General features: G+C 62.2%; 26 protein-coding genes. 10 read left to right on the plus strand and 16 right to left on the minus strand.

Going from position 1 to position 26626, the window contains the following annotated elements:
- Positions 1–264: 264 nt before the first annotated feature.
- Both AO692_RS20905 and AO692_RS20910 read left to right on the plus strand, forming a co-directional pair.
- Positions 265–1323, plus strand: a complete 1059-nt coding sequence (locus AO692_RS20905) for an aminopeptidase (RefSeq protein WP_244483434.1) — start codon at positions 265–267, stop codon at positions 1321–1323.
- Between the two features lie 161 nt (positions 1324–1484).
- On the plus strand, positions 1485–2123 hold the full coding sequence (locus AO692_RS20910; RefSeq protein WP_152979912.1) for a LysE family transporter: 639 nt from the start codon (positions 1485–1487) through the stop codon (positions 2121–2123).
- Positions 2124–2244: 121 nt separating this feature from the next.
- Here AO692_RS20910 and AO692_RS20915 read toward each other — a convergent pair whose 3' ends face one another.
- Positions 2245–2553: a DUF559 domain-containing protein gene (locus AO692_RS20915; RefSeq protein WP_054311987.1), complete on the minus strand. Its 309-nt coding sequence runs from the start codon at positions 2551–2553 to the stop codon at positions 2245–2247.
- A 171-nt stretch (positions 2554–2724) separates the two neighbouring features.
- Positions 2725–3366, minus strand: coding sequence for a dihydrofolate reductase family protein (locus AO692_RS20920; protein WP_054311988.1), 642 nt, complete (start codon positions 3364–3366; stop codon positions 2725–2727).
- Between the two features lie 132 nt (positions 3367–3498).
- On the opposite strand from AO692_RS20920, the gene AO692_RS20925 reads away from it, so the two are divergent.
- Both AO692_RS20925 and AO692_RS20930 read left to right on the plus strand, forming a co-directional pair.
- A complete protein-coding gene (locus tag AO692_RS20925; RefSeq protein ID WP_054311989.1) occupies positions 3499–3834 on the plus strand; it encodes a metalloregulator ArsR/SmtB family transcription factor in 336 nt (111 codons plus the stop codon).
- Positions 3831–4319, plus strand: a complete 489-nt coding sequence (locus AO692_RS20930; RefSeq protein ID WP_200911763.1) for an SRPBCC family protein — start codon at positions 3831–3833, stop codon at positions 4317–4319. Before AO692_RS20925 ends, AO692_RS20930 begins: the two co-directional genes overlap by 4 nt.
- A 46-nt stretch (positions 4320–4365) precedes the next feature.
- Here the strand turns inward: AO692_RS20930 and AO692_RS20935 are convergent, their stop codons facing one another.
- The 4 genes from AO692_RS20935 to AO692_RS20950 form a co-directional block, all read right to left on the minus strand.
- On the minus strand, positions 4366–5562 hold the full coding sequence (locus AO692_RS20935; protein WP_054311990.1) for an FAD-dependent oxidoreductase: 1197 nt from the start codon (positions 5560–5562) through the stop codon (positions 4366–4368).
- An 84-nt stretch (positions 5563–5646) separates the two neighbouring features.
- A complete protein-coding gene (locus AO692_RS20940; protein ID WP_054311991.1) occupies positions 5647–6435 on the minus strand; it encodes an amino acid ABC transporter ATP-binding protein in 789 nt (262 codons plus the stop codon).
- Positions 6432–7175 (minus strand): amino acid ABC transporter permease, encoded by a 744-nt coding sequence (locus tag AO692_RS20945; RefSeq protein ID WP_054311992.1) that lies wholly within the window; start codon positions 7173–7175, stop codon positions 6432–6434. The genes AO692_RS20940 and AO692_RS20945 overlap by 4 nt, the downstream gene beginning before the upstream one ends.
- Before the next feature lie 18 nt (positions 7176–7193).
- On the minus strand, positions 7194–8114 hold the full coding sequence (locus tag AO692_RS20950; RefSeq protein ID WP_054311993.1) for a transporter substrate-binding domain-containing protein: 921 nt from the start codon (positions 8112–8114) through the stop codon (positions 7194–7196).
- Between the two features lie 118 nt (positions 8115–8232).
- On the opposite strand from AO692_RS20950, the gene AO692_RS20955 reads away from it, so the two are divergent.
- Positions 8233–8910, plus strand: a complete 678-nt coding sequence (locus tag AO692_RS20955) for a GntR family transcriptional regulator (protein ID WP_054311994.1) — start codon at positions 8233–8235, stop codon at positions 8908–8910.
- Between the two features lie 99 nt (positions 8911–9009).
- On the opposite strand, the gene AO692_RS20960 is transcribed toward AO692_RS20955, so the two are convergent.
- From AO692_RS20960 to AO692_RS20980, 5 genes are all read right to left on the minus strand, one after another.
- Positions 9010–9783 carry a trypco2 family protein gene (locus AO692_RS20960; RefSeq protein WP_152979913.1) on the minus strand — a complete coding sequence of 258 codons (774 nt, stop codon included), beginning with the start codon at positions 9781–9783 and terminating at the stop codon, positions 9010–9012.
- 223 nt (positions 9784–10006) lie between these two features.
- Positions 10007–10585, minus strand: a complete 579-nt coding sequence (locus AO692_RS20965; RefSeq protein WP_054311996.1) for an OsmC family protein — start codon at positions 10583–10585, stop codon at positions 10007–10009.
- An 81-nt stretch (positions 10586–10666) separates the two neighbouring features.
- Positions 10667–11176, minus strand: a complete 510-nt coding sequence (locus AO692_RS20970) for a carboxymuconolactone decarboxylase family protein (RefSeq protein ID WP_054311997.1) — start codon at positions 11174–11176, stop codon at positions 10667–10669.
- A 76-nt stretch (positions 11177–11252) separates the two neighbouring features.
- The gene (locus AO692_RS20975; protein ID WP_054311998.1) at positions 11253–12206 is read right to left on the minus strand and encodes a sigma-70 family RNA polymerase sigma factor; all 954 of its coding nucleotides are present in this window, start codon (positions 12204–12206) and stop codon (positions 11253–11255) included.
- A 58-nt stretch (positions 12207–12264) separates the two neighbouring features.
- Positions 12265–12906 (minus strand): glutathione S-transferase family protein, encoded by a 642-nt coding sequence (locus AO692_RS20980; RefSeq protein ID WP_054311999.1) that lies wholly within the window; start codon positions 12904–12906, stop codon positions 12265–12267.
- A gap of 318 nt (positions 12907–13224) precedes the next feature.
- Between AO692_RS20980 and AO692_RS20985 the strand changes: the two genes are divergently transcribed.
- The 4 genes from AO692_RS20985 (at position 13225) to AO692_RS21000 (ending at position 17287) form a co-directional block, all read left to right on the plus strand.
- Entirely contained in the window at positions 13225–14262 is a 1038-nt protein-coding gene (locus AO692_RS20985; RefSeq protein WP_054312000.1) for an SIR2 family protein, read from the plus strand.
- Positions 14259–16004 carry an ATP-binding protein gene (locus AO692_RS20990; protein WP_054312001.1) on the plus strand — a complete coding sequence of 582 codons (1746 nt, stop codon included), beginning with the start codon at positions 14259–14261 and terminating at the stop codon, positions 16002–16004. The genes AO692_RS20985 and AO692_RS20990 overlap by 4 nt, the downstream gene beginning before the upstream one ends.
- A 126-nt stretch (positions 16005–16130) precedes the next feature.
- Positions 16131–16580 carry a hypothetical protein gene (locus tag AO692_RS20995; protein WP_054312002.1) on the plus strand — a complete coding sequence of 150 codons (450 nt, stop codon included), beginning with the start codon at positions 16131–16133 and terminating at the stop codon, positions 16578–16580.
- Entirely contained in the window at positions 16577–17287 is a 711-nt protein-coding gene (locus AO692_RS21000; protein WP_054312003.1) for a hypothetical protein, read from the plus strand. Before AO692_RS20995 ends, AO692_RS21000 begins: the two co-directional genes overlap by 4 nt.
- Before the next feature lie 64 nt (positions 17288–17351).
- Here the strand turns inward: AO692_RS21000 and AO692_RS21005 are convergent, their stop codons facing one another.
- The 5 genes from AO692_RS21005 to AO692_RS21025 all read right to left on the minus strand — a co-directional run bounded on the left by AO692_RS21005 (position 17352) and on the right by AO692_RS21025 (position 24297).
- The gene (locus AO692_RS21005) at positions 17352–18260 is read right to left on the minus strand and encodes a hypothetical protein (protein WP_054312004.1); all 909 of its coding nucleotides are present in this window, start codon (positions 18258–18260) and stop codon (positions 17352–17354) included.
- Between the two features lie 317 nt (positions 18261–18577).
- Positions 18578–19294, minus strand: a complete 717-nt coding sequence (gene pdeM / locus AO692_RS21010) for a ligase-associated DNA damage response endonuclease PdeM (RefSeq protein WP_054312005.1) — start codon at positions 19292–19294, stop codon at positions 18578–18580.
- The gene (locus tag AO692_RS21015) at positions 19291–21807 is read right to left on the minus strand and encodes a ligase-associated DNA damage response DEXH box helicase (protein ID WP_054312006.1); all 2517 of its coding nucleotides are present in this window, start codon (positions 21805–21807) and stop codon (positions 19291–19293) included. The genes pdeM and AO692_RS21015 overlap by 4 nt, the downstream gene beginning before the upstream one ends.
- A gap of 1106 nt (positions 21808–22913) precedes the next feature.
- Positions 22914–23267 (minus strand): DUF559 domain-containing protein, encoded by a 354-nt coding sequence (locus AO692_RS21020; RefSeq protein ID WP_054312007.1) that lies wholly within the window; start codon positions 23265–23267, stop codon positions 22914–22916.
- A 124-nt stretch (positions 23268–23391) separates the two neighbouring features.
- A complete protein-coding gene (locus AO692_RS21025) occupies positions 23392–24297 on the minus strand; it encodes a methyltransferase (protein WP_054312008.1) in 906 nt (301 codons plus the stop codon).
- 796 nt (positions 24298–25093) lie between these two features.
- Between AO692_RS21025 and AO692_RS21030 the strand changes: the two genes are divergently transcribed.
- On the plus strand, positions 25094–26104 hold the full coding sequence (locus AO692_RS21030; RefSeq protein ID WP_054312402.1) for a ligase-associated DNA damage response exonuclease: 1011 nt from the start codon (positions 25094–25096) through the stop codon (positions 26102–26104).
- The last annotated feature ends 522 nt before the right edge of the window (positions 26105–26626 follow it).

Raw genomic sequence — 26626 nt, forward strand, 5'->3', positions numbered from 1 at the left:
CGGAGCGACCGGAGGGAGCGGAGAGTGTCGGGGATCCATTCCGGAACGCCGAGGAATGCATAGCGGTCCAGACCTGGCTTCTGAGTTTGCCCGATGGGCTGGGGTCATTCCCGTCAGTGTTCCGGAATCGATGCACAGCGGTCCAGATTCCGCCAAAGCTCGATCCACCGCCCTCCAGACCTTGACGAAAATTGCCACGCCTGTTTGAGACCGGACGGTGGGGAACATTTGCTCAGGGGCAATCAGGCAAGTGGCGGGGCAGCCGTGAAGCGCGTTTTTCGATTGGTCGTGGCGGCGATCATGGTGTCCGGCGTCGCTGGCTGCACCAGCATTTCCTATTACGCGACCTCGCTGGAAGGCCATATGCAGATCATGGCCGCGCGGAAAAATGTAGGCACCCTGATCCAGGATCCCGCGACGCCCGAGACGCTGCGCGCCAAGCTGGCATCGGCGGATGCCATCAGGCGGTTTGCGACGGACGAGCTGGCACTGCCCGACAACAGCAGCTACCGCAGCTATGTCGACATCGGCCGCGAGGCCGTGACCTGGGCGGTGTTCGCCGCCCCGCAATTCTCGCTGACGCCGCGAACCTGGTGCTTTCCCGTTTTCGGCTGCGTTGCGTACAAGGGTTATTTCGACCGGAAAGCCGCGGCTGAAACCGCCGGCGAACTTCAGCGGGAGGGGCTGGACGTCTACGTCACCGGCGTCACCGCCTATTCGACCCTCGGCTGGTCCAGCGACCCGCTGCTCTCGACCATGCTGCGCCAGGACGACACGTCTGTCGCAAGCCTCGTCTTTCACGAGCTGGCGCACCAGCGCATCTATGTGAACGACGATTCCGCCTTCAATGAAGCCTTCGCGGTCGCCGTCGAGACCACCGGCGTCAGGAAATGGCTGCGCGCCGGCGGCAATCTCGCCGGACTGCGCCGCTACGAAGCCGATCGCAAACGCAGGGCCGATTTTCTGGACCTTGTGTCGAAAACGCGGAAGGAATTGCGGCAGGTCTACGGAAGTGCCCGCACCCCGGCGCAGATGGCGGCGGCCAAGGCAGCCACGATCGAGAAGCTGCGGATGCGCTACCGGCACATGCGCGACAGGCGCTGGGCGGGATACCGGGGATATGACGGCTGGTTCGAAACACCGATCAACAACGCCAAGCTCGCCGCGACGGCCGTCTACGGCGAACAGGTTCCGGCGTTTCTCAGACTGTTCGACCTGTGCGCCGGCGACTATCCAAGGTTCTACGCCGCCGTTCGACGGATCGGGGATCTGCCCAAGGCTTCCCACGCCAGGGCGCTCGAGGCTGCGAAATCTTGCGATTGACCTGACGGCTTTCGGATTGCGCCGATATCCGAACGGGCTGACCGACAGCCTCGCCCGTGAGGCAATGGAACAACAACCGCAGGCTCATTGCAGGCGATAACGAGGCGACCCATTATCGGTGTGGCCCGATGAAGCTTCCGGGACGAAAAGGAGGAAATGCCGTGCACGACCTTGCGATCCTGTTCTCCATCCTCGGCGTCTTCCTGCTCGGCGCCATCAGCCCGGGCCCGAGCTTCGTCGTGGTGTCGCGCATCGCCATCTCCGGCTCGCGCGCCGACGGTGTGATGGCGGCGATCGGGATGGGCCTGGGCGGCTTCCTGTTCGCCTGCATCGCGATGGCCGGCCTCACCGCGATCCTGCTGCAGGTCGAATGGCTGAACCTGGCGCTGCGGCTGGCGGGCGGCGCCTATCTCGTCTGGCTCGGCATCAACATCTGGCGCGCCGCGCCCGAACCGCTCGAGGTTGCCGAGACGACAGCCGGGCGACCGGGCACGCTGTGGAAGTCGCTGCTGCGCGGCCTGTTCGTGCAGCTGTCCAATCCGAAGACGGCGATCTTCTACGCCTCGATGTTCGCAGCACTGCTGCCTTCGCCGACGCCATCCTGGATGCTGTTCGCCCTGCCGCCATTGCTCTTCCTCAACGAGGCCCTGTGGTACACGATCGTGGCGCTGGGGTTCTCGTCCCGCCGGCCGAGGGCCGTCTATTTGCGGTCCAAGGCCTGGATCGACCGGGCCGCGGGACTGGTGGTGGGCGCGCTCGGGTTGAAGCTGATCACCGACAGCGCGCGGACGTCTCTGTAGAGGCGCCGGGGCCGCGCCTCTATCTCCCCCCTTGCGGGGGAGAAAGCGATTTCAGCATCTTAGCGAGCATGCCCGCAGGGCAGCGCAGTCTAAGTGCTAGAAATCGCAAGAGAGGGGATTTTCAGCCGCAGCCCCTCGCAGCCTGCAGGATCGCGGAGCACACCGCGTCGATGTTATGCTCCACCTCGTCGTTCCAGAAACGAAGGATGCGGAAGCCCTGCTCTTCGAAATGCCGGTCGCGGATTCCATCTGTCTGCGATTCCGCATGCTGGCTGCCATCGACTTCGACGATCAGCCGAACCTCGAAACAGACAAAGTCGAGAATGTAGCCATCGAGAGGAACTTGTCGTTTGAACTTCAGCCCATCGAGCTGACGGTTCCGCAGGGCTTGCCAGAGAACGTTCTCGGCCTTCGTCGCATCGGCCCGCATCGAGCGGGCAAAGCTTTGAAGGGGTAACTGGCTGGCGCATTGCGGGCAAATCCCCTCTCTTGCGATTTCTAGCACTTAGCCTGCGCCGCCCTGACGGGCGTGCTCGTCTAAGATGCTGAAATCGCTTTCTCCCCCGCAAGGGGGGAGATAGGGCAGCGCCCGCGGCCGTCCCTACCGCCGGAACGTCAGGTGAATGACCCCGCTCTCCGCCGTTTCGGACTCCACCGTGTAGCCGGATTCCAGCCCGCGCAGGTCGTCCCACAGGCGGATGCCGCGGCCGAGCAGGATGGGGACGATGGCGACGTGGAGGCGATCGACGAAGCCCGCCTTGAGGAAGTCGCGCACGGTGCTGGCGCCGCCGCCGATGCGAACGTCCTTGCCGCCCGCGACGGCAACAGCCTGCTTCAGCGCCTCGGCCGGCGTGGTGTCGATGAAGTGGAATGTCGTGCCGCCGGCCATGTCGATCGAGGGTCGCTTCCTGTGGGTCAGCACGAAGACCGGGCAGCGGAACGGCGGCTCGTCGCCCCACCAGCCCTTCCAGTCCGGATCGTCGGGGAAGGAGTGCAGCCCGAACATCCCGGCGCCCATGATCTCGGCACCGATGTTGACGAAGTATCCCCTGGCATATCTGTCGTCGATGCCGGTCGTGCCTTTGCCGCTGGTGTCGTGGAACACACGCTCGCGGAACGTCCTTGTCTCGATATAGGCGCCGACGAGGCGCATCCAGTCCGGCCCCATCGGCTGCTCGGGTGTCTGATCCGTCGTTGTCGCGAAACCGTCGAGCGAGATGTTGAAATCGACACGAACTGCCACAGAAGTCTCCTCTTGGTGTTTGCCCGGCACGGGCCTGATAGTAAGGTAAGTGCCTTTATGTTCCAATGCGAACGCTAAGGCAAGTACCTTTCTTTTATTGACCGGTGCCCTCGACCGGTTTACGGATTACGCATGCCCTACCATTCGACCCCGCTCGACCTTGCCTTCCACGCGCTCAGCGACCCGACGCGGCGCGCAGTGGTGTCGCGGCTGGCCGAGGGCGAGGTGCCGGTCAGCGTGCTGGCCGAGCCGTTCGACATGGCGCTGCCCTCCTTCGCCCAGCATCTCAGGGTGCTGGAAGAATGCGGGCTGATCACATCGGAGAAGCGCGGGCGCAGCCGCTGGTGCCGGCTGGTGAAGGCGCGCTTCGACGAGGCGGCCAACTGGATGGAAGCGGAGCGCCGCAACTGGGCCATGCGGCTGGAACGGCTGGACGTCTATCTGGATAGTGCCGGAGAGAATAAATGAAAGACGTGGCAACCCCGCTCGAGAGCTGGTCGCTCGATCGCGAGATCGTGCTGGTCAAACTCATCAACCATCCGCGCGCCAAGGTGTTTGCCGCCTGGACGAAGCCCGAGGCGCTGGCCGCATGGTTCGGCCCGACGGGCCTGCGCATCGAGAGCCACGAGGCCGACATCCGCGAGGGCGGCATCTGGCGCTTCGACATGGTGGGTACGTTCGAGGGCAAGGAGCAGCGCTTCCCCAACATGATGCGCTTCCTGGAGATCGTGCCGAACGAGCGCATCGTGATGGACCACGGCTCGCCCGACCCGAACGACCCCGACCGCTTCCGCGTGACGGTGACCTTCGACGAGCAGAGCGACGGCAAGACGATCCTGACGCTGCGCCAGCTCCACCCCAGCCGCGAACGGCGCCAGATCGTCATCGGCTTCGGCGCGGTGGAGTACGGGCTGCAGACGCTGGACAAGCTGGCGGCCTGGCTGGAGGGGTGAATATCCGCTTTCCACGGATTGGAGAAACGCTCCCTGTCACGCCGCTCTAGGCCGCCAGAAGAGCGCTGACCATGCCGGCGGTGCGGGGCGCAAGCGTGAGACCGATGTGGCCGTGGCCGAAGGCGAGGACGATGTCGCGCCCTCCCCGCGATGGCCGGATGACGGGAACGGAGTCGGGCATGGACGGGCGGAAGCCGAGCCAGCGGCGGTCCGGTTCGCCGAGCTCCGGGAAAATCCGGCGTGCGTTCGCCGCCAGCGACTGCAGCCGCCGCGCATTGGCCGGAGCAGTGTTTCCGCCAAGTTCGACAAGACCGGCGACGCGCAGCCGGCCGCGCATCGGGCAGAAATAGAAGCCATGCGCGGTCGGGCAGACCGGCCGTTCCACCGGCGGCGTATCCATGTCGAACTCGACATGGTAGCCGCGCTCGGTGTCGAGACGGACCGGATCGCCGATCTGGGCGGCCAGCTTCCGGGAACGGCTGCCGGCGGCGATGACCGCGACACGCGCGCCGATCTCGAAGGCCCCGGCCAGGATGCGGACCCCGGCGGACGCGCGCGCGATCGCCTGCGCGGAAGCCTGCACGAATTCTACTCCCGCGCTGCGGGCCGCCACCGACAGGCGGCGCATCGTCTCGCCCGGATCGACGAGATTGATCGCATCGGGGAAGAACAGGCCGCCGCCCTCGACAGGCGGCAGCCGGGGTTCCAGCCGCAGCACCTCGTCGGGCGAAAGCAGTTCCTGGGCGACGCCATAGCTGCGGCGCAGCGCGACGTCGGCCGAGGCCGCCCGGAAGGCCTTTTGCGTGTTGTAGAGGTAGAGGCAGCCTTTCGCCGAGATGAGGTCCGATGCGCCGATTTCCGCCGCCAGCTCGCGCCATGCCGCAGGCGCATCGGACAGGAGTTCGGCGATGCGGCGGGTGTTGTCACGGTAGCGGTGCGGCAGCGACTCGTAAGCGAAGCGCGCCAGCCACGGAAACAAAGCGGGCAAGGCGGCGGCGCGGATCGACAGGGGACCCTCCGCGTCGAGCAGCAGCGGCAAAAGGTTGCGCAGGACCGCGGGCGTCCCCACCGGCAGCACCGCATAATCCGCGATGGTGCCGGCATTGCCGTAGGAGGCGCCGCTGCCGGGCTCGTTCGGCTCGATCACCACGACCTCGCGGCCATCGGCGCGAAGCCGAAGCGCGATCGCCAGACCGATGACGCCGCCGCCGATCACGGCGACGTCGGTCGAAATCCTGCTCATCCGATCCACACCAGGTTAGAAGGAGGACAATCGGCGGCGCCACCGCCTTGCGCAGCCGATCATGGGAACGACCGACGCCGGCGTTCAGCCGGACGCCGCGTATTTCGCGACATAGGCGCGCGTGCGCGCCTCGCGCGGCCGGTCGAGCACATCCGCCGCGGCGCCCTGCTCGATGATCTTGCCGCCGTCGATGAACACGACCCAGTCCGATACTTCCCGCGCGAAGGGCAGTTCGTGGGTGACCAGGATCATCGTCATGCCGTCGGCGGCGAGTTCGCGCATCACCCGCAGCACCTCGCCCGTCGATTCCGGATCGAGCGCCGAGGTCGGTTCGTCGAACAGAAGCACGGTGGGCCCCAGCGCCAGCGCCCGGGCAATCGCCACGCGCTGCTGCTCCCCACCCGACATGCGCTCCGGATAGGCGGTCGCCCGATGCGCCAGGCCGACGCGGGTAAGCAGGCGCACGGCACGTTCGACCGCCTCGCGCTCGCCGATGCCGGCAGCGTGCATCTGCGCGAGAACGACGTTTTCGACCGCGGTCAGATGCGGGAACAGGTTGAAGCGCTGGAACACCATGCCGACGCGCTGGCGCAGCCTGGCGAGATCCTTGCACGTCACCGCGCCCCCGGCGCAGATCGCCTCGCCATTGACCTCGATGACGCCGTCGTCGGGCTGCTCGAGCAGGTTGACGCAGCGCATCAGCGTCGTCTTGCCGCCGCCGCTCTGGCCGATGATGCTGACGATGCGGCCGCCCGGCACGTCGAGATCGATGCCGCCGAGAACCTGCCTGCCGTCGAAGGATTTCCTGAGGCCGCGGATGGTGACGGCCGGCCTGGCGGTGGCTGCCTCTACGTTGACTGCGTGCTGTGTCATGGGGTTTCCCCTGCGAGCAATGTCCTGGCCAGCCGCAACCGCCGGCGCCGGCCGCGCGAGAGCGGTACGCCTGCCTGGATCGTGCGCTCCAGCCACAGAAGGCTCTGCGACACCGGATAGCAGACCGCGAAATAGATGGCCGCGATGACGAGATAGACCTCCAGCGCGCGGAACGTCTCGGATGCGATCAGCTGCGCCTGGGTCATCAGTTCGGCGGCCGAGATCGTCACCAGCAGCGAGGTCGATTTGAGCAGGTCGACGAACATGGTGTTGGTGCCGGGCAGCGCCAGCCGCAGCGCCTGCGGCAGCACGACGTGGCCGAAGGTGGTGCCGCGGCCGAGGCCCAGCGCCTGCGCCGCCTCGTTCTGGCCGGAATGGATGCCGGCGATGGCCGCGCGGAAGATCTCCGACAGATAGGCCGCGTAGAACAGGACAAGGCTGAGCACGCCGGCGGCGAAGACGCTGAGCTTGATCCCCACCGACGGCAGGCCGAAATAGGTGACGAAGATGATCGCCAGCAGCGGCACGTTCTTGAAGACCTCCGTGTAGAGCGCGGCCGGCAGCCGCACCAGGCGCAGGCGGTTGAGACGCATCAGCGCGAGCAGCAGGCCGAGAACCGCGGCGCCGAGGAAGCTGGCGACGGTGTAGGCAAGGGTCCTGGCGAGACCCCAGCCGATATTGCCCGCATAGTCGCCCCAGGGAACATGCAGAAACCCGGTGAAGACATCGGAAGGTGACACGATCCGGCCCTCCGCTCTTCAGGGCGCGATCGAGGGTGGCGACCAGTCCGCCGGACGATCGACGCCACGGCGCTGTGCCGCCATTTCCGGCGAAGGAACCAGGAACTGCTTGGGGTCACCGCCCCATTTGGTGATCAGCGCCGAGAGCGAGCCATCCTTGTACATGGCGTCGATCTGGTCGGAGACCGCTTTGGCCAGCTTCGGCGCCTCTTTAGGCAGGTAGAAGCCGGTCATGTAGGGCTGGAAATACTGGTAGTCGGGATGCGCCTTGACCTCGTCGGCGGTCGGCGGCGTCAGGTATTCGACGCTGAACTTCATGTCCGGCCGCTGCTTCTGCTGATAGACGATCAGCAGCGGATCGAGGAAGCCGACATTCAGCCGGCCCGACGCCAGGTCCTGGAACACGCTGTCGGCCGAGGGATAGGTGTGCGGCGTGGCATTCGGCACCTGGGCAATCGATTTCGCCCAGACATAGCCGGTGACCGTGCCGAGGTCCTTGCCTTCGAGGCTCTTGACGTCCGGAAATTTGTCGGTGCCCGCGACGGCCATGGCCGGCGGCGAATAATAGGGCGGATCGGTGAACAGGCCGACCTTCTGGCGCGCGTCCGACCAGGCGATGCCGCCGATGGTGATGTCGGCGCGGCGCGACTGCACCGAGGCCAGCATGCCGGGGAAATCGGTGACGTTGACTTCCATCTTGAGGCCGAGCTTGTCGGCGACCGCGGCGAGGATGTCGCTGTCCAGCCCGACCAGCTTGTCATCCTTCATCGCCGTGTAGGGCATGTAGGGCTGGATGGTGACCTGCAGGACGCCGGGCTTCAGCGTCTCGAGCTCCTCCGCCCGGGCGGGCTGAAGCGCCGCCAGCAATCCCATGCCGAGGCCGAGCAGCGCGGCGACACCTCCCTTGAAAGACGACGGCGAAAATTTCCCCTTTTTCATGACCGATACCTCCCTGTAACCGGATCAATATATTTGTAATATATCGATCAATATATTATACATATCCATTGTCAAGCGATTCTCGGCGATCGGTCGGCGGCACGGTGGAGACAGGGCGATGGACGCTTGGATGCGTGAGGGAGACGATGAGGCCGGCTCGACGCTGGCCGAACGCACCTATCTGCAATTGCGGGAGGACATCATCACGGTGAAGCTGGCGCCGGGCACGCTGCTGCGCGAGAGCGAGCTGATGAAGCGGCTCGACGTCGGCCGCACGCCGGTGCGCGAGGCGCTGCTGCGGCTGCAGCGCGACGGCTTCGTCGACGTCAACGGCCGCCGGGGCACATCCGTCAGCAAGATCGACATCAGCGACCTGTCGGCGATCTATGAAGCGCGCGCGACCATCGAGTCCTGGGCGACACGGCTGGCCGCGGAGCGCCTGCGCGAACCGGAGCGCCGGGAAGCGCGAAAGCTGCTCGAAGAACTGGCGGCCTTTTCGGATCGACCGGAAGCCGAGCCGCTGCTGGCGCTCGACCGCCGCATCCACCGCTTCATCTACCGCGCCGCCAAGAACCCCTATCTGTTCGACACGCTCGACCACTACCACAACCTGTCGCTGCGCATCTTGCATGTGGCGACACGGCGCTTCCCGGAATTGCTGTCGGGCCTGGACAAGGTCCTGCACGAGCAGACCCAGATGCTCGAAGCGGTCTGCCGCGGCGACGGCGAAACCGCCGAACGCATCGCGCTGCATCATGTGCTGAGTTTTGAAGAGGACGTGCGGAAGGTCATTTGAGTGGCGGGGCGGGATGCGTTGCTGCTGACCGGCTGAACCGAAGTACCGGCGCCTGCCTTGCCGCGCCAGTCCTTTCACCGGCGCGGGAGTTCCGGTGTGCTACTTGGCGATCAGCATCTGGGTGGCCAGATCTTTCGGTTGAGCCGACTGAAGCGCTGCCCCCTCCGAGAACAGCTTCTTTTTCTTCTTGGTTATCGGCTTGCCTTTCTTGTCGAAGCCGACAACGACGTCGTTTGGCACCAGCTTGACGCTGATGGTCTGGACGTCCGACCGGCTTGCCAATTGGGATGCCGACAGCGAAAGCGGTATCATCTTGAGACCGACGCCGCCGCTTGCGTTGACCTTCCTCTCCACCGAGAAGATGGTCTGGTAGTCGAGCTGGCTCACGGCAAAGAGCGGGGCGCCGTCGGCAGCCTTGTCCAACCCACGCGCGATGCCCCAAAGCCACGCCCCGAAGCCGATGCCCGGCTTGGTGCCTTTCAGGCTGTCGCAAATCCTGGTGTCCGACACTTTCGGATCGAGCTCGAAGGTTATCGTGGTGACAACCGTATGCTTGCGCGTCGTCTGCGAACTCAATCCCAGGTCAACCGAGACGCCCTGATAGGGGACAAGGCCGGTTATCGTGGCACCGGTCTGGCGATCGACCGATTGAGCGATGTTCAGATTCATCGTCCCGGTTACAGGCCAACCCTTCAGCGGCAGGTGCGCGCCATGATAGTTGACGATATAGTCGGCATAGTCGCACTTCAGGGAATTGACGAACAAATCTACAGGGATAGGCGTATACTGGCCTGTCGGCTCAGGTAAACTCGCGCAACCCTGCACTGCAAACGCGATCACGACTGCCGAGACCGCCAAATAGCGGGTAGCCATCTTTGAAATCCCCCAATCCCCAAGCATAAGGCTTGCGCAATAGTGGATTGGAGTCAATCGGAAGCTTCTGAACGACCACGAAAGCTTTGCGACTTCTGTCTTGCCTTCGAATTCAACAGTGCTTTCCTGGCATTGCCCCTCGCCTCGATGAACGAGCGAGGGCAGACCGGAGCTGACACAGCAGCAGCTCCGGGGCGCAAAACAGCGCCGTGCGCCTGCCCCCCTAGCCGCCGGCCATTTCTCCATGGAGCGGCAAGGCTGCTGCCGTCTCAGGGGAGACTGGGCGCCGGATGGTCAGCGCGCTGGTCGTTGGGATTCCCCGCAGCGCGCCGAGCACCATGTTGTGCGAGAGGGCGCGCTTGTGGATCCGCTCCAGATCGGCGCGCGGCGCGGAGGACTCCACGGTCGCGGCGAGATGAAGGGACAGGTAGCAGTGGCGGGCATCGGCTGGTGCTTCGAGCCCATCCAGACCGTCGAACTCGCCGCGCGGATCGAACACGCCTTCCACGACGAACTCGACCGAATGCAGGTCGACCCCTTCATGCGCCGCCAGCATCGGATAGTCCGAACCGGCACAGACGGCCGCAGCCGTGAAGATCTGCTCCCAGGGAAACACGACATCGGCCGGGTTGCCTTCAAGGCTCCGCGGCCGCTCGAGCGAGGCGCCGGCATAAGGATTGTCCGATTGCGGATCGAAGCGATAGCGGGCGCGATAGGTGCCGCGCACCGCATCGCCATGCTTCTTCAGAACGGAAACGATATCGTGAGCCGTGCTCACGGCTTCTCCAAAGACGACTGGCATCTTCTTCTCCTTTCGAGGACGAATGTTGCTGCGTCGCGGTCAAGGCGCGGACGGCCATGACCGCCTGCCGATGCGGCGCGCCTATTTGGCCGCGCCGGCCGTCTCGGCATTGCCGCCGAGGTCCTTCTTGAAGGTGTCGAGGTCGACCTGCATGCCGTTGAAGATGGTGCTCCAGTGGCGTGTCGACGCGGCGATCGCGACCGCCTCCTGGATCTCGTCCTCCGTCGCGCCCGCCTGCTTGGCGTTCTTGGTGTCTTCCCAGATGCAGTAGCTGCACGGGATCTGGGCCGCGACGGCAAGCGAGATCAGCGCCTTGAACTTCGGCGGCAGGGCGGTGTCGCCCGAAAACTGCAGCGCCTTCACCTCGGCCCAGGCACCGGGAAGTGCCGTCTTGGACACCTGGTGCAGGAAGCTGGGCACCGAACCGAGCGTCTGCTGGACATCCTTGTAGGTGGCGTCGACCTCGGCCTGGCCGGCGAGCGTCGCGGCGGGTGCGCCGAGCGTTCCGCCGGCGACGGCGCAAGCGAAGGCGCCCATGAGGCACCAGCGTGGCCGGCTGGCCCGGCAAATGTCGGAAACAAGCTTGGACATGATCTTTCTCCCATCTGGACCCGCGCCCTGTGTGGCTGCGTCCTTCAAGGAGTCGCGGGCGCGGGAGAAAGTTCGATCAGTCCTCACCTGTCCGAGGCGGACGCGGCGAAAGATGGAGATGAAGGCGCCGGGCCGTTCCATCCCGCTGGAAGATCACCAGGACGACACCGGGCGGACAATGGAAGGGATCCTCCGGCGGATTTGCGAACCGCCCCTCGACGACGATGACGTTGCCGGCGCCGAGAACGCGTTGCGGCTCGAGCCGGACGCCGGCATCCGTGTCGGAATCGACCTCGCAGGCGAGATACGAGCGCCCCTGCACCGGCTGCCCTCCCCCGCGCACGAGACAGAGGTCTTCCGCGAAATGGGTGAGAAAGCGGTCGCGCTCGCCATTGCGATTGAGGCGATCGAAGATCTCGAAATAGAACCGCTGATGCTCCTGCGATTGCTGCCGGCTCTCGCCATCGACGAGGCCCGCCGTCTCCAGCAGCATCTCGGCCAGTTTGCGCTTGGCTTCCGACAGGCGGCTGCGCACGGTGCCGATCGGCACCCCCAGGATGGTGGCCAGTTCCTCATAGGATGGATAGCTGCCGAAATAGCGCAGCAAGGCGGTGGCCTGCAGCGGCTCGGGCAGCTTGCGCAGGGCATCCCACACCCAGTCGCGCAGTGCTGCCTTCTCCAGCCGTTCCTCGACGCCGGCGCTCTCGTCGCTGCGCTCGGGAACCTCGGCGACCAGCACCTCGCCGCGCCTGCGGCGCAACTGCTGCAGGCAGCAACGGCGCAGCACGGTGTGCAGCCAGCCGACGACCGCCTGTGCATCCTTCACATCGCCGATGTGCCTGAGCGCGATCAGAAACGTGTCGTGAACGGCATCTTCGGCTTCCGGCCCGTAACCGAGCAGCCGCAACGCCGCCGCATAAAGCCTCGGCCGATGGCGCTCCAGCAGCAGCCCAAGACAGGCGCAATCCCCGCCACTGGCCGCGACAGCCAGCTCAGCATCCGTCAGCCGGATATGAGCCTGATATCCCATGGACCATAAGATGCGCCGAAGTCGGGAAAAGTTCGAATCGGAATTTGGCTGGATCGGTTCATCCAGCCGGGATGGGAGCCAGCTCGGGTGCATCCAGCCCCTGGAACGGATCGCGCCAGGCATCGATCGCTTCGAGCTGGCCATACCAGCGGCTCAGGGAAGGATAATCGCCGAGCGGCAATCTGGCGGCATCGTTGAAGGGCAGGAAGGTTGCCATCCGGAAGTCGGCGTAGGAAACCGTATCCCCCACCAGCCAGCTTCGCCCGGAAAGCTCGGCCTCCAGGATCGCGGCGGCGGTGGCGAAGCGTCTCAGCCCCTCCTCGACCTGTTCATGATCGATCGCGCCAAGCCCGTAGCGCTGTTTGGTGCCGCGCTCGAAATGCACGATGTCGCAAGCCCGCGCGAAGTTCTCCTTGCCCCAGCTCAGCCAGCGGATCATCTCCGGCTCGTCGTCGCCGGCCCTCCAGAAATCGGAACCCGCATCGCGCGACAGCCGGCACGCGATGGCATCGGCCTCCCAGAGGCTTTTTGCCGGGCCGACCAGGATGGGTAATGAAAGATTGGGATTGAGCGGCCGATAGCGCTCCGCCTGCCCCGGCGCAAAAGGCGAGGCGAATTCAAACTCGACCTTAGCATCGAGATGGCGGGCGACCGCGACTGCCAAGCGAGGATTGGGGTTGCGGCTGAAGAGGAGTTTCATTGGGTGGCGGTCCTTGGAGGGCGGTTCGGTTTTATCGCCAAGGGTACAACCTGTTGGCAGGTACTTCGTTGGCTCTAAGCGCGGAATCATCAAACTCAACGAACCGGATGTGATCGGCAGAAGGTAAACAGGTTCGACTTGAGTTTTTAATTTTACGAAACACCCACAGGCGATCAATCAGAGCCAAAGCCCTATGCCGCACTTATCGAAAGACAGGCGACGAATTTGATCCTTGTTTCAACCACTTTTTTGTATCCCATGAGATGATTTAATTGAATCCGCCGTATATATATTTGGCTGCACTGCCCGGGGGGGCACTTGGAACTACATGAGCTGAAATCGGCGCTACAGCGCCACTTCACCGACGGTCTCGTGACGGTCGTGGGATCTGGCCTATCGTCTGCAGAAGGGCTCCCCAGCATGGGGGCGCTGGCATGTTACCTGCAAGAGACGGTTGCAGTTGGGCTTTCAGATGAGGATATGGCGCTTTGGGCAGAGCTGTCACCCATGATCACTGCGAGCGGATTAGAGGCGGCTCTGCTTGCCAAACCTCCTAGCGTTAGCCTTGAAGCAGTGATCGTTGCGAAGACTGCTGAATTGATCGCACAAAAGGAGCGAGAAATCGTAACGGAGGTCTTCAATAGGACGCGAACGCTACGTTTCACAAGACTTTTAAATCACCTCTTGAAGCCGACCAGCGGTGTGTCTGTAATCACTACAAACTATGATCGGCTTATCGAAATCGCTTCGGAAGAGGCCGGCCTTGGTGTCGACACGCTCTTTGTGGGCCAATTTGCTGGACATCTGAACGAGCAGGAAAGTCGTCTAAGCTTTATTCGAGACGTGATACTGAAAGGTAAGATCGCTCAGTATCGCTATCGACCGCGTGTGAATGTCTTCAAACCTCATGGAAGCCTTGATTGGTACTATCGTGAAGGAAAGCCCGTCAGCTATGCGGGAGACCTGCCGCTTCCTCGTCTTATCATTACTCCTGGGCTAAATAAGTTTCGCAACGGGTATGAAAGCCCATTCGATCGACATCGCGAGCGCGCGAATGGAGCAATCGACAAGGCAAGCCGTTTTCTGATTCTCGGATACGGGTTCAATGACGACCATCTCGAAACTCATCTGACGCCGCGTATCAGGGGCGGTGTGCCAACGCTTCTTCTAACATACGCACTTTCAGAAAATGCCCTAAAGCTTGCTCAAGAGCACGCCAATATTACTGCCATCCAGCGGGGGTCTAGCGCCGGCAAGGAGGGATCATCGGTCTTCATCAACAAGATGGAACACTTCCTTCCGGGTCTCGCGCTGTGGGATCTCGCCGCTTTTATTTCAGAGGTACTCGAACCATGACTGATGCGGCACTCCAATTTTCCGAAGATGACAAGATTGGTCGTGTGGCCTCAGTCGATACCAGCCGGGTCGCGATCGATGTGGCAAACTCTCAATTGCTGACACGTATTGGAATTGGCCAACTCGTGGCAATCCGAGGAGCTACCGAGCGAGAATATCTTATCTCTATGACGGAACGCGTAACTCGAACCGTGAGAGAGGAGTTGCCGGACTTCGAACTAACAGGCGAAGATGGCGGATTACTTGCTACGGTGCCAACTGATCTCATACGGGCCGTGCTTATTGGAACATTTCGAACGGTCGAAGGAGCAAAATCGAATACTTTCAAACGTGGTGCAGATAGTTTTCCACAAATCGATCGAGAATGCTTCGTAATTGAAGGAGCAAACCTTCAACGATTTATGGGTATCCTCGGCGCTGGGTTCTCGGAGGATGAACGCCTCAAACTAGGTACATTTGTCGCGGATCGGTCAGCTGACGCTATTGCAAGCGGCGACAAGTTTTTTCAGCGCCATGCTGCAATCTTGGGAAGTACCGGGTCCGGTAAAAGTTGGGCCGTCGCGTTGATCCTGGAGAGAGCTGCCAAACTGAAGTTCCCAAACATCATCATATTCGACATGCATGGTGAATATGCACCACTGGCCGACAAGACAAGGGACGGCTTCGCTTGTCGATTTCGCATAGCCGGGCCAGGCGATCTAGAAAAGCCAGGTGACGATGTTCTGTTTCTACCTTACTGGCTTCTGAACCGCGACGAAATGCTGTCAATGATCTTGGACCGTAGTGACCAAAACGCTCCGAATCAGGCTTCTCGGTTCACATTACATGTGAGAACGCTGAAAGCCGAAACACTGGACGTAGAAAGACGCGATTCAGTAAAGAAAACCTTCACTGTCGACTCGCCGATCCCCTACGATGTGAAGAAGCTTGTTCGATTGCTTGAAGCCGACAATACTACAAAGGGCGTCGGGAAAAACGGCCCCGTCAAAGGTGAATGGGAAGACAAACTTACTCGTTTCTTATCGAGACTTGAGGCAAAGCTTGATGACAGACGATATGGATTTATGTTCGCCCCTCCAGATCAAGCAATGTCATATGATTGGCTGACAGAACAGGTTCTCAAGCTTTTCGCTTCCGATGATCGCTCTGGGATCAAGGTAATCGACTTTTCTGAGGTGCCAGCCGACGTTCTTCCTGTTGTGACCGGAACACTCGCGCGTCTCTTATACGATGTCCAGTTTTGGATGAGTCCAAAAGACCGAACTCCCGTCACGCTATTGTGTGACGAAGCCCATCTTTACCTTCCTGTACGCGACGATGCCGATGTCGTGCAGCGTCAAGCTCTTGGCTCTTTCGAACGGATTGCGAAAGAGGGCCGAAAGTACGGCTTTTCCCTATTGGTCGTCAGCCAACGCCCCTCAGATGTGAGCCGAACAATTCTGAGCCAGTGCAACAATTTTCTCGCACTGCGATTGACGAACGAGACAGATCAGGGGGTGATAAAACGCCTCATGCCAGATTCGCTTGCAGGGCTCACGAGCATCCTTCCCCTCCTAGACACCGGGGAAGCGCTACTTCTCGGTGATGCTGTACTGCTTCCTACTCGCATTAAACTGGATATCCCAAAAATAACGCCTGACAGCGCAACACGGGATTTTTGGAAGGAATGGGGCACTCTGCAACCACAGAATCATGCCATTCAATCAGCGATTGAATGCTTGCGAAGTCAAACCCGGATTTAACTTGATGAAGCTGTAAACTTGCCCTTCGAGATCGCAGGCAGCCCGCGTCCGTTGTGGGGTTGAAGGCTAACTGGAGATCCGGCCTAATTTAGGTCTAGGCGTTGTGGTGGCTAACCGGGGGAGGCTATGGCAAGTCAACAAATTCAGAATATGACGGCGGGCTTGCCGTATTCACTGAAAGAGAGCGTCAACGGTTATGTGGATGCGGTTGCAGCTGCAATTTCAGATATAGCGAAAGAAGCCCGAGTCGATATTCAGGGCGAGCGATTGGACCAATTCTTGCTAATCGTAGCGATTCGTAGAATTTGGTCATTCGTAAATAGCCAATATTGGATCATGGCTGATTGCATTGGAGCCGCTACGCGGACTGAGACACGTGCTGAAGGTGCGATCCAGGTGAGAGGCTTTCGTGTGGGGCGAGACGAAATCAGCCAAGACTCACGGCCGTTTTTAGAGGGGCGGCATTTACGCGAGACATTGCAGCAGTTGATGACCCAACTCCGTATTGAAGAGTTGGTGATTGAAGCTAACAGCCTCAGTGAGATAGCGCATAAAATGTTTGCGGAGTCAGATTGAACGCCCCTGAAATCGAAAAATCGCTGAAGGCGTTCATCAATTCGCATGCGGTCCAATTTCATCAGCTCGCGGTGCGCGAAACTGCGTTGCTTGAATTGGGTGCTCTCACAATGGCATCGGAACACTATCGACTCGCCGGCTACACCGTTACCGTTGAGAATGCGATAAATGGCCTATTCGTAGCTAAGCTATCCTCTCGCGGATACCCTTACAACTTCTCATGGTTTCAGTGCGTAAAAGGGGATGAGCTTTATGAGATTCACTCGAATCTATCCGTAATGGGCGCGCACAAGGATGGAGCGGTTTACGTTGTGGATGTAGCCGTTGTAGTTGGTTCCGACCAAGTCCCAAAAGAAAAACCTAAGACAGCATGGGTAGCATTGGACAATGCAGCGCTCGCAACCTTTGCTGAAGTTAAAAAACTCGTTGTATATCCGATGCTTCTCGCACAATTCATTGGAATAGTGCATGAAATTACACCATCGAAGCTCAAGAAATTGAAGCCAGGAACCCCCACGGACGAACACTTCAATCCTTCATTGATAACATTAGGCTATCTAACAAAAACATCCAGCAAAGCTCTAAAAGGCTTCGCAAAAAGAAAATTTAGGGTCTGCGTCGTCCATAATTTCGATATTTATCTCTCACAAATGAGACAAGGGAAAGCAGAAAAGTCTCCGTTCATTCTTGTTGAAAATTTCATCTAAGCGAGCCAGAAATACTCCAACCTCTTCCGGAAGCGCCTCATCGTCTCCGACACTCAAGAGGCAATCAACCTTCTCGTGTATAACCAATCGTAAATCTGCCTTCTATCTTCCATTCTGGGAGGGCTAAGCCGTCATCGATCAGCGGCTTGTCGAGCTGTCGAGCGAACATATTAGCCGACCGCGCCATACGATGGATAAGAGAGGATTTGGTTAGTTCTGGCAAACCTTCCCACCAGTCGGGGGAAATGTGGACATTCTCAAAGTGCTCGAACATGAGCCTGACCAACGCCGCGCCTATTCCTGCGCTATCAACGCGGTCAAGCGAACCAATGAACCGGCGGCAGACGTCGTCATCTTGTGCGAACCACTGAAAAACTATCGCGCCCTTTGTACCCCCCCACATCGATGTCACAGTCATCGCGGCGAGACGCTTAGGTGCAGCAATGTCCTGCAGTTCGTTTCCATCAAAATCTGATGAAGGCAGCCAGCCGGCAGAGCACATGACGGGAGGTGGATCGACTGTCTCGATCACATACGCCCTGACGTCTCCGTAATCCCCGGTCATCAACCGCGAGGAGTAGCCTTCCATCTGAGCTATCGTATCTTCTACACCAGCTGCAAGCCCGTACTCGAACAACTGATTCAGCATCTGCACTTCTATTTGACGGTCAACGCCCTTGCCTCGATCGGCAAGGCGGCGGATCGACGACATACGTACCGAACTCTCCTTAGTGTAACGCTCACGCGCCATTGCACGGTAGCCAAGGAGAAAACATTGTTCCGCTGACGCGGTGAACGATAGCTTTTCAACTGGCGCGAAGATCGCATCGTCGTGTACCGAGCAGAAACCTGTGAAGGTTGATGCGCTGTGCACGCCAACTAATACCGGGTCGAGCTTGCCCGCATTCTTGTTAAGGTTTTCGATGGTCGGGATGAACGCATAAACATGCCCGTCTCGTGCGATGCGATTCAAGCTTCCAGATCGAGGCACAGTGTGGGCACGGATGATTCTGCCGCTGCAGCATGGGTGCCAGTCGACGGGAGCAGAGCAAGTTGGTTTCCGGAACTCGTCGCGGAATGCTCTCTCGGCCTCCCATTCTTTGATTGGCGCCTGACTTTCTCGGGCAAGATGGCACAGCTTGAACTTGCGGCCTGAGCCACACCAGCACTTCTCGTTGCGCTTAACTCCTAACCCCATTGATATATCCAATCACCCAAGCTCAGCGTGATCCTAGCAAACGCCATTTTCGTGCCTGATAGGATTGGCTAGATAGCTAGTTGCTCGCCCTCTCACCCCGGCCGCAGCATCGCCCCCGAAATCGCAAACACCCGCTCCGCCCCCAGCATATACGCCATCAGCGTCTCGCGCCTGAACAGCCCCTGATAGGCGCGGTCGAGTACGTTGAGGGAGCCGGTGTAGGCGCCGAAGGCGGGCATGATGAGGCGGGTGCCGTCGCCGGCGAAGCAGCGGCGGCGGACGGAGCGGCCGCGCTGGACGATGCGGGCGCAGGGGTGCAGGTGGCCGGCGATCTCGCCTTCGACGCGCAGCTTCGACGGCTCGTGGCGGAACAGCACGGCGCCGACGGCGAGCTCCAGCACGGTTTCGCCGGGTAGGTCGGCCGGGGCTTCCGGGTCATGGTTGCCGGCGATCCAGAACCAGTCGCGCCCCGTCATCAGCTCTCCCAGCCGCAGGCGGAAATCGGGATGCAGGCGCTCGGCGCCCTTGCCGTCATGGAAGGAGTCGCCGAGGCTGACGACGATGCGCGGCTGATAGTCGGCGATCACCGTTTCCAGGCGGGCCAAGGTGGCTGCGGTGTCGTAAGGCGGGATCAGCGCGCCGCGGCGGGCGAAGGACGAGCCTTTTTCCAGATGCAGGTCGGAGACGGCGAGCAGCGAAAGGTCGGGGAAGAAGAGCGTGCCGCGCGGATCGCACAACGCGCGCTCGCCGGCGACGGTCACCGCCTCGCCGCCTATGGCTGTCACTGCACGCGCGGCCGAAAAATTCATCTGGGTCCCATCGCCTCTTCGACCAGATCGGCCGCTTCCATCAGCAGCGACTCATTGGCGCCGCCGTTCACCGGCTCCTTGCCGATCTCCAGCATCACCGGCACGGCCAGCGGCGAAATGCGATCCAGCACCTTATGCACGATTCGACCGCGAATGCGCGAGAGCAGCGCGCCAAGCCTGCTGACATCGAGCAGGCCGGCGGCGGCGTCGCTGCGGGTGGCCTGCAGCAGGATGTGGTCGGGCTCGTGGCTGCGCAGCACGTCGTAGATCAGGTCTGCCGAGACGGTGACCTGGCGGCCGCTCTTTTCCTGGCCGGGGAAACGCTTCTCGATCAGGCCGGCGATGACGGCGCAGTTGCGGAAGGTGCGCTTCAGCATCCAGCTGTCGTTCAGCCAGGCGTCGAGATCGTCGCCCAGCATGTCCTCGTCGAAGAGTTCGGCGAGCGAAGGCTGCTTTTTCCTGAACAGCGCGCCCATGTCGTCCAGCGCCCACACGGCCAGCGAATAGTCAGTGGCGACGAAGCCGAGCGGGCGGGCATTGGCGCGCTCCAGCCGGCGGGTGAGCAGCATGCCCAGCGTCTGGTGTGCCAGCCGGCCCTCGAAGGGGTAACACACCATGTAGTGGCGGTTGCCCTTCGGAAAGGTCTCGACCAGCATGTCGCCCTTTTTCGGCAGCACCGAACGCAGCTTCTGCATGGCCAGCCATTCGGCGACCTGTTCGGGCAGGTTTTGCCAACGCTCCGGGTCGGCCAGCATTGCGCGCACCTGCTCGGCCAGATAGGTGGAGAGTGGGAACTTGCCGCCGGCATAGCTCGGCACGATGATGTTGGCGCCGCTGCCGTTGGAGACGATGCACTCGTTCTCGCGGATGCCTTCGAAGTGCAATATCTTGCCGGCAAATAAAAAGTTATCTCCCGGCCGCAGGGTCTCGGCGAAATATTCCTCGATCTTGCCCAGCACCGGGCCGCCGCGCCCGGCCATGCCGCGGCCCTGGCGCACATAACGCACATTGAGCTCGGGCATCTCGACGATGGTGCCGACATTGAGGCGGTATTGCTGGGCGATGCGCGGATGGGTGACGCGCCACAGCCCCTCTTTCGTGCGGCGGATGCGGGCGTAGCGTTCGTAGCTCCTCAGCGCGTAGCCGCCGGTGGCGACGAAATCGACGACGCGGTCGAAGGTTTCGCGGGTGAGCTCGGCATAAGGCGCGGCGGTGCGGATCTCGGCATAAAGCTGGTCGGCGTCGAAGGGGGCGGCGCAGGCGGAGCCCAGCACGTGCTGCGCCAGCACATCCAGCGTGCCGGCGAGCAGCGGCGGCGTGTCCTGCGCGCCGAGATAGTTGGCGTCGAGTGCTGCGCGGCATTCCAGCACCTCGAAGCGGTTGGCCGGGATGAGGATCGCCTTGGAAGGCTCGTCCATGCGGTGGTTGGCGCGGCCGATGCGCTGGGCAAGGCGGCTGGCCCCCTTCGGCGCGCCGACATGCACGACGAGGTCGACATCGCCCCAGTCGATGCCGAGGTCGAGCGTGGAGGTGGCGACGATGGCGCTGAGCGCGTTGTCGGCCATGGCCTGCTCGACGCGGCGGCGCTGGCCGACTTCCAGCGAGCCGTGATGCAGCGCGATCGGCAGTGCATCCTCATTGGCCCGCCACAGTTCCTGGAACAGCAGCTCGGCCTGGCTGCGCGTGTTGACGAACAACAGCGTCATTTTATGCCGGCGGATCGCCTCGTAGATTTCGGGAATGGCATAGCGCGCCGAATGGCCGGACCACGGCACGCGCGCGCGGGAATCGAGAATGGCGATGTCGGGCTTGGCGCCGCCGGCGACGGTGATGAGGCCGGCCATGGGGGCCGCTCCCGGCGGCTGCGGCACCAGCCAGCGGCGCAGCTCGTCGGGCTCGGCGACGGTGGCGGAAAGCCCGATGGCGGTGAGGTCCGGCACGAAGGAGCGCAGGCGCGCCAGCCCCAGCGCCAGCAGGTGGCCGCGCTTGGAGGTGACCAGCGAATGCAGCTCGTCGAGCACGATGTAGCGCAGGTCCTCGAAGAAACGGTCGGCGCCGTTGGAGGCGATCAGCAGCGCCAGCTGTTCGGGCGTGGTGAGCAGGATGTCGGGCGGCGCCAGCTTCTGGCGCTGGCGCTTGTGGGCGGGCGTGTCGCCGGTCCGCGTCTCGATGGAGATCGGCAGACCGATCTCCTCGACAGGCTTGCCGAGATTGCGCTCGATGTCGACGGCCAGCGCCTTGAGCGGCGAGATGTAGAGCGTGTGCACGCCGCGCGGCCGCTCGCCTGGCCGGCGCCTGGGGCGGCCTGCGAGTTCGGTCAGCGAAGGCAGGAAGCCGGCCAGCGTCTTGCCGGCACCGGTCGGCGCGATCAAAAGCATGGAGCGGCCGGCGCGGGCATTGGCGAGCAGCTCCAGCTGATGCGCGCGCGGCGCCCAGCCCTTGGCCGCGAACCACCGGGTGAACGGTTCGGGCAGCAGGGCGGGCTCGTCGGCAAGGCGCGGTTCGGCGGTCACGGGAAAGACCTAGCGCGGGTGTGGGCGAGAGCCAAGCGGAATTTGGAACAAAAGGGGATCGGTTTTTGTGGAAGCGCCGGCGCCTCTATCTCCCCCCTTGCGGGGGAGAAAGCGATTTCAGCACCTTAGCGAGCATGCCCGCAGGGCAGCACAGCTAAGTGCTAGAAATCGCAAGAGAGGGGGTGAGAGCCTGGTTCGCCAGAGGCGAATTGAAAGGTCCTGTGGACCTTTCAAAGGGCTCGAACGCCCGAGGCCATAGCCGAGGGCCGGGCAACGTCGGCGATCTGCTCTTCTCATCTGTTTCGGAGAAGAGAAGGCTCTCACTTATGAAACCCCTCAGCTGAAAATCCCCTCTCTTGGATTTTCTACGACTTAGACTGCGCCGCCCTGCGGGCGTGCTCGCTAAGATCGTGAAAATCCTTTCTCCCCCGCAAGGGGGGAGATAGCAGCGTCGACGCTTCGCCCAGACGATGCGAATTGGGCACCCTTGGTCAGATGGTGCAAGACTCTGTCCTTTGCCGGTTGATAGTGAGAGGCGACCGGCGCGGCCCCTTATCTCTCCCCTTGCGGGAGAGAAAGCGATTTCAGCATCTTAGACGAGCACGCCCGTCAGGGCGGCGCAGGCTAAGTGCTAGAAATCGCAAGAGAGGGGGTGAGAGCCTGGTTCGCCCTAGGCGAATTGAAAGGTCCAGTGGACCTTTCAAAGGGCTCGAACGCCCGAGGCCATAGCCGAGGGCCGGGCAACGTCGGCGATCTGCTCTTCTCATCTGTTTCGGAGAAGAGAAGGCTCTCACTTATGAAATCCCTCAGCTGAAGATCCCCTCTCTTGGATTTTCTACGACTTAGACTGCGCCGCCCTGCGGGCATGCTCGCTAAGATCGTGAAAATCCTTTCTCCCCCGCAAGGGGGGAGATAGCAGCGTCGCGCTTTCAGAAAGGGGATCGTTTCAGGTGGATGGGATTGTGTAAATTGAACGCCACCGCAGCGGACAAGCGCGGCGCGCCCTTATCTCCCCCCTTGCGGGGGAGAAAGCGATTTCAGCACCTTAGCGAGCATGCCCGAAGGGCAGCGGAGCTAAGTGCTAGAAATCGCAAGAGAGGGGATCTTCAGCCGCGACCCTTCGCAGCCTGCAAGATCGCCAGGCACACGGCATCGATGTTTTGCTCCACCTCATCGTTCCAGAAACGAAGAATGCGAAAGCCTAGCTCTTCGAAATGCCGGTCACGCGCAACATCACGCTGCGAATCCGCGTGCTGGCTGCCATCGACCTCTATGATCAGCCTTACCTCGAAACAGACAAAATCGAGGATGTAGCCCTCGAGCGGTACTTGCCGCTTAAACTTCAATCCTTCGAGCTGACGGTTCCGCAGGGTTTGCCAGAGGACGTTTTCTGCCTTCGTCGCATCGGCACGCATCGAACGGGCAAAGCCACGGCTTGAAGGTGTAACTGGCTGACGCATTGCGGGCAGATCCCCTCTCTTGCGATTTCTAGCACTTAGCCTGCGCCGCCCTGCGGGCGTGCTCGTCTAAGTTGCTGAAATCGCTTTCTCCCCCGCAAGGGGGGGAGATAGCGCGCCTGCGCCCCTACCGCCCCGCCACCACAATCAATCCCGCGACCGGTTCGCGCCTGTCCTGGCGGATGACACGCTCCGCGAGCGACAGCACGGAAAACCCGTTGGCGGAAAGTACGGCGCGGACATAGGGTTCGGAGTGCGCGTAGCGGCGCGAGGGCTGCAGGGCGAAGCCGTCGGGTCCGGAGAGCTTCTCGACCGAGAAGGCGAACAGGCCGTCCGCGGCCAACAGGCCGGCGACCGTGGCGACGATTGCCTCCAGCGCGCCGACATACATGAAGACATCGGCCGCGGTGACGAGATCGGGGGCCGGCCCGTCATAGGAGAACTGCTGCAGGTCGGCCTTGCCGAGCCGGTCGTAGACGCCCTTGCGCTCGGCCTTGCGCAGCATCGCGGCGGAAATGTCGAAGCCTTCGAGGCGATCGGCGATCGGGCGCAGCCTTTCGCCCATCAGCCCGGTGCCGCAGCCGAGATCGAGCGCCAGCCGGAAGCGGCGGTTGTCCTGCGCGCGGATCGCCTCGTCCAGATATTCCGGCACGCGGTAGTCCAGCTTCTCCACCAGCGAGGTGTCGAAGTTCGGCGCATAATGGTCGAACAGCGCCTCGACGAAGGCGCTGGGCGGGGCGGCGGCAACCGGTGCCTTGCCGATCAGCGCCAGTTTCAGCGCGGAGCCCGGCCGGTCGGCGGGGTCGAGCTTCAGCGCCATCGTCCAGGCGTGGGCGGCGGCATCAAGATCGCCCGCCGCTTCCTGCATTTCGCCCAGCCGGAACCAGCCCAGCGTCCAGCCGGGCGCCAGCTCCAGCGCGCCCAGCATCAGCGCGGCGGCATCGACATAATCGTGCGAAGCGAACAGCGCCTCCGCGTAATCGGCGCGGCGGTCGGCAAGCAGGTCGCCCGACGAAGCGGGTAGCGGTTTCATGAGGAGAATCTCCGGCGCGTCGCTTAGCCGGAGAGCGGTGGCGTGCGCAAGCCCCCTGCTGCCTTCTCCCCTTGTAGGAGAAGGTGGCCGAGCCCCGGCGGCTATGCCGCCGTTTTGGGCGAGGTCGGATGAGGGGTGTTGGACGGAGTGCCGCTTTCGCGATTGTTCGCTTCAAACGGTGCAGGAGATCCTCCGCCTCGTTTCTTCCAACACCCCTCATCCGGCCCTTCGGGCCACCTTCTCCCACAAGGGGAGAAGGGGATGTGCCACGGCATCTCCCCCCCTTGCGGGGGAGAAAGCGATTTCAGCATCTTAGACGAGCACGCCCGAAGGGCGGCGCAGGCTAAGTGCTAGAAATCGCAAGAGAGGGGATTTGCCGGCACAACGTTGGCGATCTGCTTTCAAACACCCTGCTTTGAAGAGCAGAAGAAGGGCTCTCACCTATGAAACCCCTCAGCTGAAGATCCCCTCTCTTCGATTTTCTACGACTTAGCCTGCGCCGCCCTAAAGGGCGTGCTCGTCTAAGATCGTGAAAATCCTATCTCCCCCGCAAGGGGGGAGATAAGGGCGCCGCGTCGAAGCTGCCTTTCTCGCCCCGTTTACGGGGAGAGATGCCCGGCAGGGCAGAGAGGGGCGGAGCCAACTTCGGCAGGTTTGGCGCCGCCCCTCATCCGTCACTTCGTGACACCTTCTCCCCGTGAACGGGGAGAAGGAAGGGCCTCTCATCCTGACAAATCTGGCAGCAGGCTTGTCAGGAGCATCTTTCATCCGGCCGCCGATGACCTATCCTGAAAGAATGCGCCCAAGCGACCTGCTCTGTTCCCGGCCCCAGGGTCTCTACTGCCCGCCCGGCGACTTCTTCATCGATCCCGTCAGCCCGGTCGATCGCGCGCTGATCACACACGGCCATTCCGACCATGCCCGCTCCGGCCATCGCTCGGTACTGGCGACGCGGGAGACGCTCGACATCATGGCCCTGCGCTATGGCGAGGATTTCGCCGGCACCACCCAGGCGGCCCGGCTCGGCGAGACGATCACGCTGAACGGCGTTTCCATCTCCTTCCACCCGGCCGGCCATGTGCTGGGATCGGCGCAGATCGCCGTGCGATACAACGGCCTCACCATCGTGGCTTCGGGCGACTACAAGCGCCAGGCCGACCCGACCTGCGCCGCCTTCGAAGTGGTGCCGTGCGATGTCTTCATCACCGAGGCGACCTTCGCGCTGCCAGTGTTCAGGCATCCGCCGGCTGAGGACGAGATCGCCAAGCTGCTGCGCTCGGTGGAGCAGTTCCCAGAGCGCTCGCACCTGGTCGGCGCCTATGCGCTGGGCAAGGCGCAGCGCGTGATGCGGCTGCTGCGCGATGCCGGCTACGACCGGCCGATCTACATCCACGGCGCGATGGCCAAGATCTCGGACTATTACCAGAGCCAGGGCATCGATCTCGGCCAGCTCGAACCGGCGACGGTCGAGACCGGCACCAAGGCGGACTTCGCCGGGGCCGTCGTCATCGGCCCGCCGTCCACCTTCGCCGACCGCTGGGCGCGGCGCTTCCCAGACCCGGTGTCCTCCTTCGCGTCGGGCTGGATGCGCATCCGCCAGCGTGCCAAGCAGGGCGGCGTCGAGCTGCCGCTGATCATCTCCGACCATGGCGACTGGGACGAACTGGCGGAAACGATCAAGGAGACCGGGGCGCGCGAGATCTGGGTCACCCACGGCCGCGAGGAAGCGCTGGTGCGCTGGTGCGAGCTGGAAGGGCTGACGGCCAAGCCGCTGCACCTCATCGGCTATGAGGATGAGGGGCAATGATGGACGGCGGGCGTTCGGAGGTGAGCCAGGAGGTGAGCCGGGGGCTCTTCATCCCACGTTCCGGAATGGATCCCCGACACTCTCTGGTCGCTCCGCTCCCGACGAGGTCGAGGATGACGGACTTTCTACGCCTCGCGCAACCCGCAAACGCCGACCCCACGATCAGCGCCGGAGCCGATGTCATCATCGACGCCGGAGATTGGCGGAAACGCCTCATACCAGCCGTCATCCTCGACCTCGCAAGCGACCGCAGGGAGCGGCGAGTGTCGGGGATCCATTCCGGAACGGGGACGCTAGCAGGGCGGTGCAGACCATCGCGTGAGACAGCCCTGACAGGAAGTTCAGCTCGGACAGAAAGCACCGGTGTCATCGTCAACGTTGGAGATTGGCGGAGACGTTCCATACCAACCGTCATCCTCGACCTCGTGAGGGAGCGGAGCGACCGGAGAGTGTCGGGGATCCATTCCGGAACGGTGACGTCGCCGAGGCGGTGCAGGACATCGCATGCGACATCCTCGGCCA

It is taken from the genome of Mesorhizobium sp. 1M-11 (assembly GCF_001303895.1).
Lineage (GTDB): Bacteria > Pseudomonadota > Alphaproteobacteria > Rhizobiales > Rhizobiaceae > Mesorhizobium.